The organism is Xanthobacter luteus, from assembly GCF_040049235.1.
Classification (GTDB): domain Bacteria; phylum Pseudomonadota; class Alphaproteobacteria; order Rhizobiales; family Xanthobacteraceae; genus Xanthobacter.
In genome coordinates, this window is the sequence record NZ_JBDZDO010000001.1 from 1,376,431 (window position 1) to 1,394,001 (window position 17,571).

The window sequence follows — 17,571 nt, forward strand, 5'->3', positions numbered from 1 at the left end:
CACTGACTTGCATTATTGAACTGAACTCGCCATCCTCAAGGCAGGCTAACGCTCCGGAGGCATGCGGAATGATAGAGGTAGGCGCCCGCAGCCGGCGTCGCGTCGTGGTGGACGATGCGCGCGCCATTACGTTCATGGGTCCGACGCTCAGGGTCTACGGCACGCCCAACATGCTCTACGACGTGGAGATGGTGTGCCGCGACATGCTCCTGCCCATGCTCGATCCGGGTCATGACAGCGTGGGTGCCCAGGTCCGTCTCGTCCATTCCGGCCCCGCCATCATGGGCGCCGAGGTCGACGTGGAGGCGGAGATCACCGCCGTCGACGGACGGCGGGTCTCGTTCGAGGCGGTCGTCCGCACCGAGGGAGCCATTGTCGGAACGGTCACCCATCAGCGCGGCGTGGTCGAGGTCGCGCGTCTGCAGGGTCGGGTCGACGAGATGCGCGAGCGTCTCGGCACGCCGCAATCCTGCGCCGACTGACGGCGCGGCCGCGCTCAGGCCTCGGCCCGCATCGCCGCCGCCAGTTCGCCGACCAGCCATTTCAGACCCGCGTCGCGCTCCGCGCGCTGGTGCCAGATCGCCTCCACCGTCACCTCCAACGGCGCGTAGGGCAGATCGAGCATCACATGCGCGCCCGCCTCCTCCAGAGGGAGCGCCATGCGCGCGGGCAGCGTCGCCACCATGTCGGTGCAGGAGAGGATCGCCGCCACCGAGGCGTAATGGGGCAGCGAGACCGCCACGTGGGCGACCGCAGCCGCGTCGTCGTCCGCCTCCATCAGCAGGCGGTCGATCCACACCCGGCGCCAGACCCCGCGATCATCGAGAAAGCCGTCGGAAGCCTGGTCGCCGCTGCCGGTCAGCTCCACCACCACGAAGGGATAGGCGAACAATGCCTCGCGCGTGACCGGCTGGCCGACCAGCGGATGACCGCGGCGCACCACCAGCGCCTCCCGGTCCCTCACGAGGTCCGCGCGGCGCACGCGCTCGGGCAGGTCCGAGAACCAGCCGACCACCAGATCGAGCCGCCCCTCGTCCAGCTGCTGGACCACGTCGAGCCGGCTGTAGGGGAAGATGCGCAGTTCGAGCTGCGGCGCGTGCTGCGCCAGCCGTTCGATGAGGCGGGTGAGCACCACGCTGGTGCCGTATTCGCTGGCGGCGATGCGGAAGGTGCGCGCCGCCTCGGCGGGCACGAACGGCTTGGCGGCGATGGCCTCCTCGATCCGCTCCAGGCCTTCGCGGATCGCCGGGGCGATCGCCAGCGCCCGCGCGGTCGGCACCATGCCCGCCTCGCCATAGACGAACAGCTCGTCGCCGACCGCGAGGCGCAGCCGCGCGAGGGCATGGCTCACCGCCGACGCGGTCACGCCCAGATCCTTGCCGGCCCCGCTGACGCTGCGCGACTGCATTACGGCCTCGAATACCCTGAACAAATTCAGATCAACTCGCTTCAGCGACATGCGGCTGGCCTTCGTGAGTGGATTTCACCGCCGCTCTGAAGAAAATTCAGCGTTTACGGCTCAGCTTCACATTGGCATGTTTCGGCCGCGAGCGGAACGCGGCCGGCAGCCCGCGACCGGCCGCGGACCTGTTTCAAGCCCCGGGTGCTGCACGCGAGGCCTCCCCTGATTCGTCGCCTTCTTCGGCCTCAAAAGCACGCCGCACCAACGGGTTGGCAAGGAGGCCGATCGCAACCTTCGGGGCGCCGGGAGACCGCCGGACGGGTGGTTGGCTCGACGCGGTACGATCATAAGCACATCCCGCCCCCAGATCTCCGAGCGGCTCTAGTTTTCGAGGTTTTATCTTGCAGGACGGAATATTTTATTGCATTGCACTAAAATTGCGAAAAACATCCAAGTTATAATCCGACGTTTTTCTTGAGACGCGCAAGCGCAAGCCCTAAGGTTGACGGCGATCCGCAGCCTGCCTGCGGGACCGGCGGACGGACCCACCGTGCCGCTTCCCGGGCGGCCGCATGGGCGAAAGGGACGATGCTCCGTCCGGGAAATCACGCCGCGAGGGCGGGGCACCGCCTGGACGCGGCGCGCCCTGGGTGGCCCCGACGCAGCTCCCGCCGACAGACGCCCATCACCGCAAGAACGAGGACGCCACCGATGTTCCGAGACGACGATCTGGCCACCCCCTACATCTCCACCGGCCACCTGCCGGAGGCCGAGCAGATCGAGCGCCTGGTGCAGCGCGCATATGCGCGCTTCAAGGACAATGACGCGGGCGAGAACTCCAAGGTCTATCCGGCGCTCGAGCGGGTTCCGCGCGACTTGTTCGGCATCTGCGTCGTGGGCACCAGCGGACGGGTCTACGCCGCCGGCGACGTCGCCCACGAATTCTCCATCATGAGCGTGTCCAAGCCGTTCTTGTTCGCGCTGGTGTGCGGGATCATCGGCCCCACGGAGGCGCGCGCGAAGCTCGGCGCCAACGCCACCGGGCGGGCCTTCAACTCGCTCGCGGCGATCGAGGCGATGCCGGGCGGCATCACCAATCCCATGGTCAATCCCGGCGCCATCGCCACCACCAGCCTGGTGCCCGGCGCCGACGCCGATGAAAAGTGGGCGTTCATCCATGACGGGCTCTCGCGCTTCGCCGGCCGCAGCCTGCCGCTGAACGAGGAGGTCTACGCCTCCGCGCTCGCCACCAACTTCCGCAACCGCGCCATCTCGCGCATGCTGCAGAGCGTCGGCGCCATCTATTGCGACCCCGACGAGGCGACCGAGCTCTACACCCGGCAATGCTCGCTCAATGTCAGCGCCGAGGACCTCGCGGTGATGGGCGCGACGCTGGCGGACGGCGGCGTGAACCCGGTGACGCGCCAGCGCGTGGTGGAGCCGGACGTGTGCCACTACGCTTTGGCGGTGATGGCCACCGCCGGCCTCTACGAGACCTCCGGCGACTGGCTCTACGAGATCGGCCTGCCGGGCAAGAGCGGCATCGGCGGCGGCATCGTCACGGTCTCGCCGGGCAAAGGCGGCCTCGGCACCTTCGCGCCGCCGCTCGACGCCGCCGGCAACAGCGTGAAGGGCCAGCTCGCGGCGCGCTACCTCTCCCAGCAGCTCGGCATGGACCTGTTCGTCTCCCGCCCCGAGGACTGACGCGCGCCGCAGGTGCGTCCCGGAACAAGAATCAGAACGCAGAAGGAAAACGCCCATGACCAATACCACGGCGGCCGGCCCGCGCGCCGGACTGGAGGCGCAGGAGGTCAAGGAGTCCTGGGTGCCGATGATCGCCATCGCGCTCGGCCAGGTGCTGATGTCGTTCAATGTCGCCTCGCTCCCCGTGGCGCTCGGCGGCATGGTGAAGAGCTTCAACGTGCCGCCCACCACGATCGCCACCGGCATCGTCATGTATTCCATGCTGGTGGCCGGCTTCGTCATGCTCGGCGCCAAGCTCAACCAGCGCTTCGGCGCGGTCCGGGTGTTCCGCGCCACGGTGCTGCTGTTCGGCTGCGCGCAGGTGCTGATGACCTTCAGCCCCAACGCCACCATGATGATCGCCGCCCAGGCGCTGTCGGGCGCCGCGGCGGCCGCCATCGTGCCCTCGCTGGTGGCGCTGATCGCCGAGAACTATCGCGGCCGACAGCAGGCCACGGCGCTGGGCGCGCTCGGCTCGGCGCGCGCGGCGGCGGGCGTCGCCGCGTTCCTGATCGGCGGCGTGCTCGGCACCTTCATCGGCTGGCGCCCGGCGTTCGGCATCCTGATCGCGCTCTCGGCCATCGTGTTCGTGCTGAGCTTCCGCCTGCGCTCCGACACCGGCCGCCCGGAGGTCCAGATCGACCTTCTCGGCGTGGTGCTGGCGGCCGCGGCGATCGTGCTGATCTCGTTCGGCTTCAACAATCTCAACCGCTGGGGCATGGCGGTGGCGACGCCGGGCGCGCCGTTCAACATCGCCGGGCTCTCGCCGGCGCCGGTGTTCATCGTCGTCGGCATCGTGCTCGGGCAATTGTTCGTGCGCTGGACCCGGCGGCGCCAGGAGGCGGGCCGGACGCCGCTGCTGGCGCTCGAGGTCATCACCTCGCCCAAGGAGTGGGCGGCGGTGATCGCCATGTTCGCGGTGGTGGCGCTCGAGGCGATGCTGAACTTCTCGGTGCCGCTCTACATCCAGATCGTGCAGGGCCGCTCGCCGCTCGCCACCGCGGTCGCCATGCTGCCGTTCAACCTCACGGTGTTCTTCTCGGCGATGCTGATCGTGCGCTTCTACGACAAGCTCACGCCGCGCCAGATCGGCCGCTACGGCTTCATGCTGTGCACCGTGGCGCTGGTGTGGCTCGCCTTCGTGGTGCGCAACGACTGGAGCGCGGTGCCGGTGATGCTCGGCCTGATCGTCTTCGGCATCGGCCAGGGCTCGCTGGTGACGCTGGTGTTCAACGTGCTGGTCACCGCCTCGCCCAAGGCACTGGCGGGCGACGTCGGCTCGCTGCGCGGCACAACCAACAACCTCGCCTCGGCGGTCGGCACCGCGGTCGCCGGCGCGCTGCTGGTGACGCTGCTGTCCACCGTGGTCCTCGGCCGGATCGCGGCCACCCCGGCGCTGACCCCCGAGGTGCAGGCGATGGTCAACCTCGACAGCATCAACTTCGTCTCCAACGACCGCCTGAGGGCGACGCTCGAGACCGCCGGCGCCACCGCCGAGCAGGTGACGGCGGCGGTGGCGGTGAACGCCGAGGCGCGCCTGCGCGCGCTCAAGATCGGCCTCCTGCTGATGGCCGGCATCGCGCTGCTCAGCATCCTCCCGGCGGGGCGCCTGCCGGACTACAAGCCCGGCGAGATCCCCGACCCGGACAAGCTGCCGCCCGCCAAATGAGGCGGTCCCTGCCGGGGCGCAGCCCCCCCGAAAGCGCCCCGGCAGGCGTACCACCACGGCGTTGCGTGCCAGGGCGCGCAAAGCCGTGCCGAGTATCGGGCACTTTTCGCCCTCCCAGGCGTTGTTGAGTTGCCGGCAGAAGATGACACCGGCCGGATGAGTGTGGAGGACGTCGTGCCCGTCACTGCCAGCAAGAGAGGCTCGCCGATCAAGGCGGGCAAGTTTGGACGGGTCCTCATGGCGAGCGTCTTCGCCTGGTCCACGGCTGCCTTCCCCATCGCCGCCGGGGCGCAGAACCCGTCTCCCGCCGAGCCGCAGGCCCAGCCGACGCCGCCCCAGCCGCCACCGCCGCCCGCGGCGCCGGTGCCCCAGGCCGCGCCCGATCAGCAGGACCGCCCGGCCTATTCGATGAGCGACCTCGAATACATTTTCGGCCCGGTCGCGCTCTATCCCGACCCGCTGCTCGCCATCCTGATGCCGGCGGCGGCCTTTCCGGACCAGCTGGTCGAACTCGACAAATGGATGAAGGCCAACCCGCGCGACACCGCCGCGGGCCGCTTCGCCGGCATCGACAACAAGCCGTGGGACGCCTCGGTGAAGGCGCTGGCGCGCTTCCCGGACGTGGTGGCGCTGCTCGCCGCGCACATGGAATGGACCGAATCCATCGGCTACGCCTTCGTCACCCAGCCGGAGGACGTGTCGACCGTGATCCAGTTGCTGCGCGCCAAGGCGCAGAAGGTCGGCAACCTGAAGACCACCGAGCAGCAGGTGGTGACCACCCGCGAGAGCGGCGGCCGTGAGGTGATCTACATCGCCCCGGCCAATCCCGAGCGCATCTACGTGCCGGTCTATGACAGCTCCAACGCCTTCGACACCTTCGCCACCGGCGCGCTGGTGTTCGGCACCGGCGTCCTGGTCGGCTCGGCCTGGAACAACCGCTGGGGCTGGAACAACCGCGGCTGGAACACGGTGTGGGTGGTGCCCCCGGGATGGCGTCGGCCGCCGCACTGGGGCTGGCGTCCGGGCGTGCGGCCGCCGGCCTGGGGTCCGGGACCCTGGCGCCCCGGCCGGCCCGGCGGCCCTGGTGGTCCCGGCGGTCCTGGTGGACCTGGTGGACCTGGCGGGCCTGGTGGGCCTGGCGGGCCCGGCCGTCCCGACCGCCCCGGTGGTCCGGGTGGTCCCGGTGGTCCCGGCATGGGTCCGGGACGGCCCGACCGGCCCGGCATCGGCCCCAACCGTCCCGGCATCGGCCCTGACCGGCCCGGCCCGCGCCCGGATCGCCCCGGCCTCAGGCCCGACCGCCCCGGCGGCCCCGACCGTCCGGGCGCCCGCCCGGACCGGCCCGGCAGGCCCGACGGCGCCCGTCCCGAGCGGCCCGATCGTCCCAGTGCCCGTCCCGAGCGGCCGGCGGCGCGGCCCGACCGCCCGGCCAACCGCCCCGGCCAGGGCACGCGGGAAGGCGCCCGCAATCGCGGCGAGGGAGCCCGGCAGCAGCAGCAACAGCGGGTGCGCCAGCAACAGCAGCAGCGGGTCCGGCAGCAGCAGCGGGTGCGCCAGCAGCAGCAGCAGCGCGTTCGGCAGCAGCAGCAGCGCGCCCGTCCGCAGCAGAACGTGCGGCCCCATCAGAACGTCCGGCCCCGTCAGAACGTCCGGCCGCGGCCCAATGCACGGCCGGCACAGCGCGGGACCGCCCCACTGCAGCGCAACCGCTGAATCGGCGCGGCGGCGCGCTCCGGCGCCGCCCGTCCGGCGGCCGGACGCCGCCACGCCCGCGCTTTCGTCCGCCGGAACCGGCGGCTATCATGCGCCGCACGTCGCGGGCCGAATTCCGCGCCGGCGGGCGCGGCGGGCAGGGAGCTATGGGGGAACTCTTCACGGCGCACGGCGTCACGCGATGGCTCGCTTTCCTCGCGGGATGGGGGGTGCTCGCGGGCATGGACGGGCCCGATGTCGCCGCCGGCCTCCTGGTCGCCGCCCTCGCCGCGCGCCTCAGCCTCGCCCTGCTGCCGCCCGCCGGCGCGCACCTGCGGCCGAGCGGCGTCGCGGCCTATCTGGCGCGCTTTTCCGCCGGCGCGCTCCGGGCTGGATGGGACGCCGCGCGCCGGGTCGCGGCGCGCCCGCCGCGCGTCGCGCCGGGCATCCTCACTTTGCCCTGCGCGGTGCCGCAGGGCCTGCCGCGCGACGCCTTCCGCGCGCTCGCCAGCCTCCAGCCCGGGACTCTTCCTTTGGCGGCGCCGGGGCCCGACCTCGTGGTGCACTGCCTCGACGTGACGGCGCCGGTGGCGGCGGCGCTCGCCGCCGACGCCGATGCCTTCCTCGCCATGGGCGAAAGACGCGGCCATGGCTGACCTGCTGTTTTCCGCCGGATCGGCGCTGCTGCTTTTGACCGCGGTCGGCCTCGCCGTCCTGTGGCGCGGCGGCGGGCGCAGCGACCTCGACCGCATGCTCGCCATCCAGCTGCTCGGCGCGGCGTCGATCGCCATCCTCCTGCTGCTGGCGCCCGCCATGGGCGAGCCGGCGCTGCTGGACGCGGCGCTGCTGTTGGCGCTGCTGGCGGCGCTTGCCGCCTGCGCCTACCGCGCGGCGCTGGGGCCGCCGGAGCGCGCGCCCGCGGCTGCGGCGGAGCGCCGGCCATGAGCCTTTTGCTCGATGCCGGCACGGTGGTTCTCGTCGCCGCCGGGCTCCTGTTCTTCGCCGCCGGAACGCTGGGGCTGGTGCGGCTGCCCGACGGGCTCTCGCGCATCCATGCGCTCACCAAGGCCGACAATGTGGGCCTTGCGCTGATCGTCCTCGGCCTCTTGCCGCAGGCGCCGAGCCTGCTCGCGGCGGTGAAGATGGCGGCGGTCTGGCTGCTCGCCCAGTTCGCCTCCGGCGCGGTGGCGCAAGTGATGGCGGAAGCAGCCATGGCGGAGGCGCCGATGGCGGAAGCGGCGATGGCCGAGGCGGCGGAGCAGGAGGCGCAGCGTTGAGCCTGCTGTTCGACGGCCTGCTCTGCCTGCTGCTGGCGGGCGGCGCCCTCGCCGCGGTGGCGAGCCCGGCGCCGCGCGCGGCGGTGCTCGCCTTCATGGGCTATGGCCTGCTGCTGGGCCTTGCCTGGGCGCGCCTGAAGGCGCCCGACGTGGCGCTCACCGAGATCGCCATCGGCAGCGGCATCTCCGGCATCGTCCTGTTGCGCGCGGCGGCCGGCGCGCGCCCGGCGGACGCCGCCACCGCCGGCCCCGGCGCGACCGGCAGGGCGCTCGCCGCCGCCGTCTCCGTTGCGGTCGCGCTCGCGCTCGCCGCCATGGTGCTCGCGCTGCCGGAGCCCGCGCCCTCCCAAGCGGCGGACGCCGCCGCCGCGCTCCCCGCCACCGGCCTCGGCAATCCGGTGACCGGCGTCTTGCTGGCGTTCCGCGCCCTCGACACGCTGCTGGAGAAGATCGTGCTGCTGCTGGCGCTGGTGGGGGTGTGGGCGCTGGCGCGCGATCCCAAGTGGCGCGGGCGGCCGGCGCCACTGTTCGAAGGCGCCGCGCCCGCGCCCTCCGCCTTCCTCGCCCGCATTCTGGTGCCCATCGGCGTGCTGGTGGGCATCTATCTCTTGTGGACCGGGGCCGACGCGCCGGGCGGCGCCTTCCAGAGCGGGGCGACGCTCGCCGCCATGGGGCTGCTGGCGCTCATGGGCGGGATCGCGCCGCTGCCGGACGCCGGCAGCCGGCGGCTGCGCGCGGTGCTGCTCGCCGGCCCGTTCGGCCTGCTCGCCGTCGGCTTCCTCGGCTGGGCGAGCGCCGGCGCCTTCCTCGCCTTCCCGCCGGGGATCGAGAAGCTGGTCATCAAGACCGTGGAGGTGGCGATCACCGCTTCCATCGCCCTGACGCTGATCCTCGTGGTGCTCGGCCCGCCGGCCGGCGAGGAGCGGCCATGAGCGTCGCTTGCGGCGCGAGGCGGCCGGCATGACGGATGCGCTGCTCTACGGCCTCGCGGGCGCGGCGCTCGCCGGTGCCGGCACCTACGGCCTGCTGACGGCGGCGGGCGCGCTCGGCCGCATCCTCGGCTTCAACATCCTCGGCGGCGGCGTGTTCCTGATCTTCGGCGCGGTGGCCCGGCGCGGAGCGGGCGCGGGCCTTGCCGCCGATCCGGTGCCGCAGGCCCTGGTCATCACCGGCATCGTCGTGGCGTTCTGCGCCACCGCGCTCGCCGTCGCCCTGCTGCTGCGCCTCGATGCCGCCCGCGCGGCGCCGGACCAGGACGACGGCGAGAAGCGGGGGGAGGCGCCGTGAGCGCGCTCCTGGTCCTCGCTCTGACGGTGCCGCTGATCGGCCTCGTGCCGCTGCTGCTGCTCGGCCCGCGCGCGGGCGAGCGCGCCGCTTTGCTGTTCCTGGTGCTAGGCTCCGGCGTCTCCATCGCCGTCGGTGTCGTGGTGGTGCGCACCGGCCATGCGCTCGAATATTTCATCGCCGGCCTTGCCCCGCCGCTCGGCATCGGACTGAGGGCGGACGGCTTCTCCGCCGCCATGATGGGCATGTGCGCGGTGGTGCTGCCCCTCACCGCTTTCTACGCCATGCGCGCGCCCGGCGCGCCGGCGGCCCGCATGCCGGGCGCCTTCTTCATGCTGCTGCTGGCGCTTTCCAGCGCGCTCAACCTCGCCTTCACGGCGCAGGACCTGTTCACCCTCTACGTGGCGCTGGAGCTGCTCACCTTCGCCGCCGTGCCGCTGGTGTGCCTCGACGGCAAGCCGGGCCAGCTCTCGGCGGCGCTCACCTATCTCTTGTTCGCGCTGTTCGGCTCGGTGCTCTACTTGCTCGGCGCGGTGCTGATCTACGGGCTCTTCGGCACGCTCGATCTCGCCCACATCTCGGCCGCCCTCGCCAAGGCGCCGCCCGGCTGGAGCTTCGGCGCCGCGCTCGCGCTCATGAGCGCCGGGCTGATGGCGAAGGCGGCCCTGTTCCCGCTCCATCTGTGGCTGCCCGCGGCCCATTCCGGCGCGCCGCCGGCGGCGAGCACGGTGCTCTCGGCGGTGGTGATCAAGGCGCCGCTGTTCCTTCTGGTGCGCCTGTGGGCGGACCTTGCCCCCGAGCCCATGGCGCAGGCGGCGGCGCCGCTGCTCGCCGCCTGCGGGGCGGGCGCGATCCTGTTCTGCGGCGTGGTGACGCTGGCGCAGGAGCGATTGAAGCTGCTGATCGCCTATTCCACTGCCGCGCAGATCGGCTATCTCTGCCTGATGTTTCCGCTGGTGGCGGGCACCGTGCCCTATTGGAGCGCGCTCGCCTGGACCGGCGGCACGCTGCACCTGGCCTCGCATGCCTTCTCCAAGGCCGCCATGTTCATGGCCGCCGGCCTCCTCGCCGAGGTGATCGGCCACGACCGGCTGTCCGGGCTGCGGGGCGCCGCCCGCGTCGCGCCGCTCTCCATCGCCGCGTTCGGCATCGGCGGGCTCTCGCTCATGGGCCTGCCGCCGGCGGGCGGGTTCGTCGCCAAGGTGATGCTGCTCACCGCCGCGCTGCATCAGGGGGCGTGGTGGATCGCGCTCGTGGTGCTCGCCGGCGGGCTGCTCGCCGGCGCCTACGTGCTGCGCGTGGTGGTGCTGGCGCTGCAGCGCCCGGACGGCGACCTGCCGCCGCAGCGCGAATGCGGCTGGCGCGCCGGCATCGCCCTCGCCCTCGCCTGCGGCGCCGTGGCGCTCGGCTTCCTGCCGCTGGCGCCGCTCGGCTTCCTGTCCATCGGCCGGCCGATCGCCTGGGAGGGGCTCGCCCCGTGAACGAGGCCCTGCTGCCCCCGCCTGTGCCCCTCGTCACCGCGGTCGCCGGCGCGCCCGAGGCGCTGCTGCTCTTCGCCGTCGCGACGCCGCTGCTCGCCGCGCTCGCGCTGCTGGTGCCGGCGCTGCGCGCGCACGTGCCGCGCCTGCTGGTCTTCGCGCCGCTGCCGGCGCTGGTGGCGGCGGTGGCGGTGCCGCGCGGCCTGTCGGTGCTGGTGGCGCCCTACCCGTTCCGCCTCACCTTGGCGCTCGACGGTCCGGGCGCGCTGCTGCTGGGCGGGGCGGCGCTGCTGTGGATCGCCGCCGGCGCCTATGCCTGCGCCTACCTGCGCAAGGACAAGGCGCGCGGCGCCTTCGCCGCCTGGTGGGCGCTCACCATGGCGGGGTCGTTCGCCGTGTTCCTGGTGGCGGACGTGGCGAGCTTCTACCTCGCTTACGCCTTGGTGAGCTTCGCCGCCTTCGGCCTCGTCACCAACGACGACACCGCCGCGGCGCGCCGCGCCGGCAGCCTCTATCTCGCCTTGACGGTGCTCGGCGAGGCGTTCCTGATCGCCGCCTTCGTCATGCTCGCCTCCGGCGCGAGCGAGGCCAACCCGCTGATCCGCGACGCGGTGGCCGCGCTCCCCGCGTCGCCCTGGAAGACGCCGATCCTGCTGCTGCTGCTCGCCGGCTTCACCTTGAAGATGGGCCTGTTCCCGCTGCATGTGTGGATGCCGCTCGCCCATTCGGTGGCGCCGGTGCCGGGCTCGGCGGCGCTCTCCGGCGTGGTGGTGAAGGCGGGCGTGATCGGCCTCATGCGCTTCCTGCCCGAGGGCATCGCGCTGCCGGGCTGGGGCGAGGCGCTGACCGCCGCCGGGCTCTTCACCGCCTTCTACGGCGTCGCCATCGGCGTGACGCAGACCCACCCCAAGCGCGCGCTGGCCTATTCCACCGTGAGCCAGATGGGGGTGGTGGCGGCGGTGATCGGCGCGGCTCTGGCCGCGGGCGTGCCCGGCGCCTTCCCCATCGCCGCCGTCTACGCGGTCAACCACATGCTGCTGAAGGGCGCCATGTTCCTCGCCGCGGGCCTTGCCATGGCCGCGGCGCCGGCCCAGGCGCGGCGGGTGGCGCTGCTCGCCGGCCTGCTCGGCCTCAGCCTCGCGGGCCTGCCCTTCACCGGCGGCGCGCTCGCCAAATACGCCATCAAGCTCGTCGTGCCGGACGGGCTCGCCGGCATGCTGCTGACGCTCTCGGCCGCCGGCTCGGCGCTGCTCATGGCGCGCTACGCGCTGCTGGTGGCGGCGAGCGGCAAAGATGAGCAATCGCCGCCCGCCGGCCTCCTCCTGCCGACGCTGGCGCTCGCCGCGCTGGCGCTCGCCGGGCCGTTCGTGCTGTTCGGCACGGTGACGGGGCTGCCGCTCGCCGCCGCGGTCTCGGCCGATGCGCTGGCGAAGGGCGCCTGGCCGATCGCGCTCGGCCTCGGCATCGCCGTTCTCCTCGCCTGGCGCCGCTGGCCGCTGCCGGAGGTGCCGGCCGGCGACATCCTCATGGCCGCGCGCCCGCTGCTGGCGGGCGGACAAGCGGTGATGGGCCTCGCGGTGGCGACCGATGCGCAATTGCGCCGCTGGCCGGTGGCCGCCGTGGCGCTGATGGGGGTGGCCGCTGTCCTCGCCGCCGTGGCGGCGGCCGCGACGCTCCCCTGACGCGCCTGGAATGCGCGGCGGTCAGGCGGCGCAGACGAAGGTGACGGTGCGGATGCGCCGCTCGCGCAGGTTCGCCACCTGGTTGCGCGCCATCTGGGCGAAGTCGTCCCCCAGCAGCAGCGCCGGGGTGAGCGCCGGGCCGTCGGCCGCGGCGCGCCCGGAGCCGCGCGCCGCCAGGCGCTCGAACCAGAGCTGGCCCGCCGCGGTGGAATCGTGCGTCTCCAGCAGCGTGAACCCGGCCCCCTCGAGCAGCGCCGCCATCGCGCCTGGCGTCGCCAGATGGCTGATGGCGGCGGTGCGCGCCCAGGGCACGGGATAGAGCACCTCGCCGCCCTCCCCCTGGAGGATGTCGTAGGCCACGAACCGCCCGCCCGGCTTCAGCACCCGCCGCGCCTCGGCATACATGCGGTCCTTGGCGGCGATGTTCATGGCGACATGAATGGTCATGGCGGCGTCGAACGCGGCGTCGGCGAACGGCAGGGCCGTGGCGTCGCCGGCGCTGAAGTCCACACGGTCCGCGAGCCCCACCCAGGCGCTCAGCGCGGTCGCCGCCGCGCAATAGGCCGGCGTCAGGTCGATGCCGGTGACGTGGCAGCCGCAGGCCTCGGCCATGGCGCGCGCCGGGCCGCCGAGGCCGCTGCCGATGTCGAGCAGGCGGGAGCCGGCGTCGAGCCGCAGGAAACCGGCGAGCTCCAAAGTCGCCGCGCGCCCGCGCACGTGGAACTCGTCCACCCCGGCCAGGTCCGCAGCGGTGATCCGGGCAGGATCCTTGCCTGCCGTGCGCAGGGCGTCGGCGATGGCGCGGACGAGGTCCCCGCCGGTCTGGTAATGGCGCGCCACCGCGTCGGTCATGCCCGGTTCCTTCCGCTGGCCCTGCGGCCGACTTCGCGTTCCCGCCCGGTCGCCGTCAAGGGCCGCGCACGCGCCGCCGGCGCCCTGGGGCGCGGATCACCGCCGGCGCGCCGGCTCAGGCCAGCACGCGGCGGGTGCCGTCGGGCCTGCGCAGCACGAAGGCGAGGCCGGGGCTGGCCGCCGCCTCCACCGCCGCCAGCGCGGCGATGCCCGTCGCGGCGAGGAAGTCCGCCACCGCGGCGGGGTCGGGATGGCGCACGATCACCGCCTCCAGCACCAGGCCCGAGGGCGCCATGCCGGCCGAGGGATGGGGCGGGCCGTCCCACTGGATGAAGCCCGGCACGATGCCGCCCAGCGCGCCCACCCCGTCGTCGGGGACCGTGAGGCGCCAGGAGCGGGTGCCGCGCGCCATGGATTTCACCGGCCCGAGATCGACCGGGCTCAAAGCGACCACGCCGTCGAGGTCGTCGGTGCGCACCACCCAGCCCACCGGCGCCGGCCCCTGCGCGAGCCGCGCCCGGCGCGAAGGCACGTCGAGGCCGAACCAGCGCGGGCGGCCCGGCGCGGGCGCCTCGGGGTCGATGGCGAGCAGCTCCAGGAACTCGCCGTCCGTGGTGCGCATCAGCCGGTTGTGGGTGCCCATGTCGGCATGCTTGCCGCCGGCCGGCATGTCGATGCCGAGCAGGCGGCGCATGTCGGCGGCGCCGCTCTCGAGGTCGGCGGCGCCGACGGTGACGTGATCGATCTCGTTCCGCATAGTGTGTCCGTGCTTCGGTATCCGGCCGCTGTGTAGGGCAACGGTCGCCGAAGGGAAAGGTCAGCGCGGCGGGTCGATGGCGACCGGGCCGCCGGCCTCCTTCCAGGCCTTGAAGCCACCCTTGATGTGGGCGGTGTTCTCCACCCCCATGCGCTGGAGCGTGTGCACGGTGAGCGCCGAGCGCCAGTCGAGGGCGCAATGGAACAGCAGCTTCTTGCCGTCGCCGAACTCCTTCTTGAAATAGGGGCTCTCGGGGTCGATCCAGAATTCCACCATGCCGCGCGGCGCGTGGAAGGAGCCGGGGATGTAGCCCTCGCGCTGGCGCTCGCGCACGTCGCGGATGTCCACCACCAGCCACTGCGGATCGGCGGCGAGCGCGATCGCCTCTTGCGGCTCGATCTCGGTGATGGTCGCGCGCGCCTCCTCGAGCAGCTCCTTCACGCCCATCTTCAGCTTGCCGGTCATGGTGCGATCCTCCTTGCCGCGCGGCGACGCGCGATTGTGTTCCAATATGTGAAACCACTATTCGTCATGGTGGCACGCCCGCGCCGCACGCTCAAGCGCCCGCGCCCGCCGGCGGACTGATCATCCCCCGGCCCCGCTCGCCCGCCTCCCACCCCGTTCACAGGGGGCGCCCGGCGTCCACCGCCTCGGAGATGCGCTGACCGGCCTCCCTGACCGCCGGGCCGATCTTGCGGATCTGCTGTCGGGTGAAGCGCGCGAGCGGGCCGGAGACGCCCACCGCCGCGATCACGCGCCCCGCCGGATCGCGCACCGGAGCGGCGACGCCGGTGACGTCGTCGCGATACTCGGCGAGGTTGGTGGCGAGGCCGCGCACGCGCACCGTCTCCATCTCCTTGTCGAGCGCCTTCAGGGTGGTGATGGTGCGGGCGGTCTGGCGCGAGAGATTGCCCGACAGGCGCGGGCGCAGCAGTTCGTAATTGAACGCCAGCAGCACCTTGCCGGTGGCGACGCAGTGAAGCGGCGCCGAGCCGCCGCGCTCGGAATAGGCGCGCACCGAGCGCGCGCTGTCCACCTTCTCCACATAGAGCGCGTTGATGCCGTCGATGACGGAAAGGTGCACGGTCTCGCCCGAGAGCTGCGCCAATGCGTGCATGGCGGGAGCCGCGAGCGCGGGCAGGTTCATGTGGCCCATGACCGCGTTGCCGAGCTTCCACACCTTCAGCGTGCAGCGATAGGTGCGGTCCGGCTCCTGCTCCAGATATTCCAGCGCCTTCAGCGTGCGCACCAGCCGGTGGACGTTGGACTTGTTGAGCGCGAGCCGGGCGGCGAGGTCGGAGATGCCGAGCGGGTGCGGCGAGGAGGAGAGCGCCTCCAGAACCAGCATGCCCTTGGAGAGGGTCGCGTCCAGTCGTTCCGGCATCGGCGGCTCCTTGAGGCCCTCCGGGCGCGTCGTCATGCGATCCGTCGATTCCATATATCGGAATTCGTGCACATGACGCAACCGCGTGGGGCGCCGCCCGAAAGGTTCCCGACGCTTGCACCGCGGCGGGATCGATGCCAGAATTCAAAACACCTGTTCCAGATTTCGGAATTGAGAGTCCGAGATCGGGCGCACCGCAACCGTCCGTCACGCGAGGGGAAGAGATGACCAAGTCGGCTGCCGGGCGGATCGGGGTGGACATTGGCGGCACCTTCACCGACACCGCGTTCGAGCTTGGCGGAAGGCTCTATTCCAGCAAGGTCCTCACCACCTATGCCGCGCCCGAGCAGGCGATCCTCGACGGCATCCGCCTCGTGCTCGCCGCGGCCGGCGCCGGCCCACAGGCGGTGGGCGGCGTCATCCACGGCACCACCCTCGTCACCAACGCGCTGATCGCCCGGCGCGGCGCGCGCACCGCCCTCGTCACCACCGCGGGCTTCCGCGATGTGATCGAGATGCGCCGCGAGAACCGCTTCGAGCAGTACGACCTCAACCTGGTCCTGCCGGCCCCGCTCATCCCCCGCGCCGACCGCTTCACGCTTGCCGAGCGCATGGGCGCCCACGGCGAGGTGCTGAAGCCGCTCGACGACGCCGAGGTGGAGGCGCTCGCCGCCCGCCTCGGGGACGGCGGCTATGAGAGCGTCGCGGTCGGCTTCCTGCATTCCTACGCCAACGGCGCCCACGAGCGGCGCGCCGGCGAGATCCTGCGCGCCGCGCTGCCCGGCGCCGCGGTCTCGCTGTCGAGCGAGGTGTCGCCCCGCATGCGCGAGTTCGAGCGATTCAACACCGTGTGCGCCAACGCTTATGTGCAGCCCATGGTGGAGGGGTACCTCAAGCGCCTCGCCGGGCGCCTCGCCGGGATCGGGCTTTCCTGCCCGGTGTTCATGATGCACTCGGGCGGCGGCCTCATGTCGGTGGAGGACGCGGCGCGCTTCCCGGTGCGACTGCTGGAATCGGGGCCTGCGGGCGGCGCCATCTTCGCGGCCCGCTACGGCACGGCGCACGGACTCGACCGGGTCTTGTCCTTCGACATGGGCGGCACCACGGCGAAGATCTGCCTGATCGAGGACCAGCGCCCCAAGGCCGCCGACACCTTCGAGGTGGCGCGCACCTACCGCTTCAAGAAGGGCAGCGGCATGCCCATCTCCATCCCCGTGATCGAGATGGTGGAGATCGGCGCCGGCGGCGGCTCCATCGCCCATGTGGACGTGATGCGCCAGATCCGCGTCGGCCCCGAAAGCGCCGGCTCCGAGCCCGGCCCCGCCGCCTACGGGCGCGGCGGCACGAAGCCCACCGTCACCGACGCCAACCTCCTGCTCGGCCGGCTCGATCCCGAGGCGTTCGCCGGCGGCTCCATCGCTTTGTCCGTGCCGCGCGCCACGGAGGCCATGCGCGAACACGTCGCCGCGCCGCTCGCGCTGCCGCAGGACCAGGCGGCGGTGGGCATCTCCGAGGTGGTGGACGAGAACATGGCCAACGCCGCCCGCGCCCATGCGGTGGAGAACGGGCGCGACCTGTCCTCCTACACCATGATCGCCTTCGGCGGGGGCGCGCCCATCCACGCCTGCCGGGTGGCCGAGAAGCTGGGGGTCGACACGGTGCTGATCCCGCCCGGCGCGGGCGTCGGCTCGGCCATCGGCTTCCTGGCGACGCCGTTCGGCTACGAGACCGTGCGCTCCAGCCACCTGCCCCTGCAGAAGGCGGAGGCCGTGGCGCTCCAGGCGGTGGTGGCGGAGATGAAGCGCGAGGCCGCGGCCTTCGTCGCCCGCGGCGCGGGGGAGGAGGCACCGCAATTCTCCCTGCGCGCCTTCATGCGCTATGTGGGCCAGGGCTGGGAGATCCCCGTCGACCTTCCCGACGCGCCCTTCGGCGCCGATTGCGCGGGCCTCCTGCGCGCCCGCTTCGAGGAGGAATACGAGCGCCTGTTCGGCCGCGTCATCGCGGGCCAGGCGGTGGAGATCGTCTCCTGGTCGGTGCGCGCGGCGACGCCCGAGCCCGAAGTGCCGCGCGCGGCCGCCCCGCCGGCCGCCACGCCGGCCCCCGCCGAAGGCATGCGGCGCATCTTCGATGCCGGCGCGCGCGGCTTCGTCGAGGCGCAGGTGGTGGCCCGCGCCGCCATGGCGCCCGGCGCGGTCGCGGAAGGCCCGGTGGTGATCGTCGAGGCGGAGACCTCCACCGTCGTCACGTCCGCCTTCCGGGCGGTGATGCAGACCGACGGCACGCTCCGGCTCGACCGCCGCCCCAGAGCGGGCGACACTCCATTCCACCCCATTGCCCGGGAGGCGGTCTGA

The 17,571-nt window shown here is 72.8% G+C and carries 17 protein-coding genes; 12 read left to right on the top strand and 5 right to left on the bottom strand.

Annotated features, from left to right (window positions below; translation table 11 throughout):
• Positions 1–68 precede the first annotated feature (68 nt).
• Positions 69–482, top strand: a complete 414-nt coding sequence (locus ABLE88_RS06760) for a thioesterase family protein (protein ID WP_348830668.1) — start codon at positions 69–71, stop codon at positions 480–482.
• Positions 483–496: 14 nt separating this feature from the next.
• On the opposite strand, the gene ABLE88_RS06765 is transcribed toward ABLE88_RS06760, so the two are convergent.
• The gene (locus ABLE88_RS06765) at positions 497–1,459 is read right to left on the bottom strand and encodes a LysR family transcriptional regulator (RefSeq protein WP_348830669.1); all 963 of its coding nucleotides are present in this window, start codon (positions 1,457–1,459) and stop codon (positions 497–499) included.
• A 654-nt stretch (positions 1,460–2,113) separates the two neighbouring features.
• Here ABLE88_RS06765 and glsA point away from each other — a divergent pair.
• From glsA to ABLE88_RS06815, 10 genes are all read left to right on the top strand, one after another.
• Entirely contained in the window at positions 2,114–3,106 is a 993-nt protein-coding gene (glsA, locus tag ABLE88_RS06770; protein ID WP_348830670.1) for a glutaminase A, read from the top strand.
• A 55-nt stretch (positions 3,107–3,161) separates the two neighbouring features.
• Entirely contained in the window at positions 3,162–4,814 is a 1,653-nt protein-coding gene (locus tag ABLE88_RS06775; RefSeq protein WP_348830671.1) for an MFS transporter, read from the top strand.
• 237 nt (positions 4,815–5,051) lie between these two features.
• Positions 5,052–6,527 (top strand): DUF3300 domain-containing protein, encoded by a 1,476-nt coding sequence (locus ABLE88_RS06780; protein ID WP_348830672.1) that lies wholly within the window; start codon positions 5,052–5,054, stop codon positions 6,525–6,527.
• An 89-nt stretch (positions 6,528–6,616) separates the two neighbouring features.
• Complete coding sequence (locus tag ABLE88_RS06785; protein WP_348830673.1) at positions 6,617–7,162, top strand: Na+/H+ antiporter subunit E; 546 nt, start codon at positions 6,617–6,619, stop codon at positions 7,160–7,162.
• A complete protein-coding gene (locus tag ABLE88_RS06790; protein ID WP_348830674.1) occupies positions 7,155–7,451 on the top strand; it encodes a monovalent cation/H+ antiporter complex subunit F in 297 nt (98 codons plus the stop codon). Before ABLE88_RS06785 ends, ABLE88_RS06790 begins: the two co-directional genes overlap by 8 nt.
• Positions 7,448–7,783: a cation:proton antiporter gene (locus ABLE88_RS06795; RefSeq protein ID WP_348830675.1), complete on the top strand. Its 336-nt coding sequence runs from the start codon at positions 7,448–7,450 to the stop codon at positions 7,781–7,783. The genes ABLE88_RS06790 and ABLE88_RS06795 overlap by 4 nt, the downstream gene beginning before the upstream one ends.
• A complete protein-coding gene (locus ABLE88_RS06800) occupies positions 7,780–8,715 on the top strand; it encodes a hydrogenase subunit MbhD domain-containing protein (protein WP_348830676.1) in 936 nt (311 codons plus the stop codon). The genes ABLE88_RS06795 and ABLE88_RS06800 overlap by 4 nt, the downstream gene beginning before the upstream one ends.
• Before the next feature lie 28 nt (positions 8,716–8,743).
• Positions 8,744–9,070, top strand: coding sequence for an NADH-quinone oxidoreductase subunit K (locus tag ABLE88_RS06805; protein ID WP_348830677.1), 327 nt, complete (start codon positions 8,744–8,746; stop codon positions 9,068–9,070).
• Positions 9,067–10,548: a complex I subunit 5 family protein gene (locus ABLE88_RS06810; protein ID WP_348830678.1), complete on the top strand. Its 1,482-nt coding sequence runs from the start codon at positions 9,067–9,069 to the stop codon at positions 10,546–10,548. Before ABLE88_RS06805 ends, ABLE88_RS06810 begins: the two co-directional genes overlap by 4 nt.
• Entirely contained in the window at positions 10,545–12,227 is a 1,683-nt protein-coding gene (locus ABLE88_RS06815) for a proton-conducting transporter transmembrane domain-containing protein (protein WP_348830679.1), read from the top strand. Before ABLE88_RS06810 ends, ABLE88_RS06815 begins: the two co-directional genes overlap by 4 nt.
• A gap of 21 nt (positions 12,228–12,248) precedes the next feature.
• Here ABLE88_RS06815 and ABLE88_RS06820 read toward each other — a convergent pair whose 3' ends face one another.
• The 4 genes from ABLE88_RS06820 to ABLE88_RS06835 all read right to left on the bottom strand — a co-directional run bounded on the left by ABLE88_RS06820 (position 12,249) and on the right by ABLE88_RS06835 (position 15,220).
• Positions 12,249–13,079 carry an SAM-dependent methyltransferase gene (locus ABLE88_RS06820; RefSeq protein ID WP_348830680.1) on the bottom strand — a complete coding sequence of 277 codons (831 nt, stop codon included), beginning with the start codon at positions 13,077–13,079 and terminating at the stop codon, positions 12,249–12,251.
• Positions 13,080–13,194: 115 nt separating this feature from the next.
• Positions 13,195–13,836: a VOC family protein gene (locus tag ABLE88_RS06825; protein WP_348830681.1), complete on the bottom strand. Its 642-nt coding sequence runs from the start codon at positions 13,834–13,836 to the stop codon at positions 13,195–13,197.
• 60 nt (positions 13,837–13,896) lie between these two features.
• Positions 13,897–14,301 (bottom strand): rhodanese-like domain-containing protein, encoded by a 405-nt coding sequence (locus ABLE88_RS06830; RefSeq protein WP_348830682.1) that lies wholly within the window; start codon positions 14,299–14,301, stop codon positions 13,897–13,899.
• 157 nt (positions 14,302–14,458) lie between these two features.
• Positions 14,459–15,220, bottom strand: a complete 762-nt coding sequence (locus ABLE88_RS06835) for an IclR family transcriptional regulator (protein WP_348830683.1) — start codon at positions 15,218–15,220, stop codon at positions 14,459–14,461.
• 224 nt (positions 15,221–15,444) lie between these two features.
• Here ABLE88_RS06835 and ABLE88_RS06840 point away from each other — a divergent pair, with 224 nt between their 5' ends.
• On the top strand, positions 15,445–17,571 hold the full coding sequence (locus tag ABLE88_RS06840; RefSeq protein ID WP_348830684.1) for a hydantoinase/oxoprolinase family protein: 2,127 nt from the start codon (positions 15,445–15,447) through the stop codon (positions 17,569–17,571).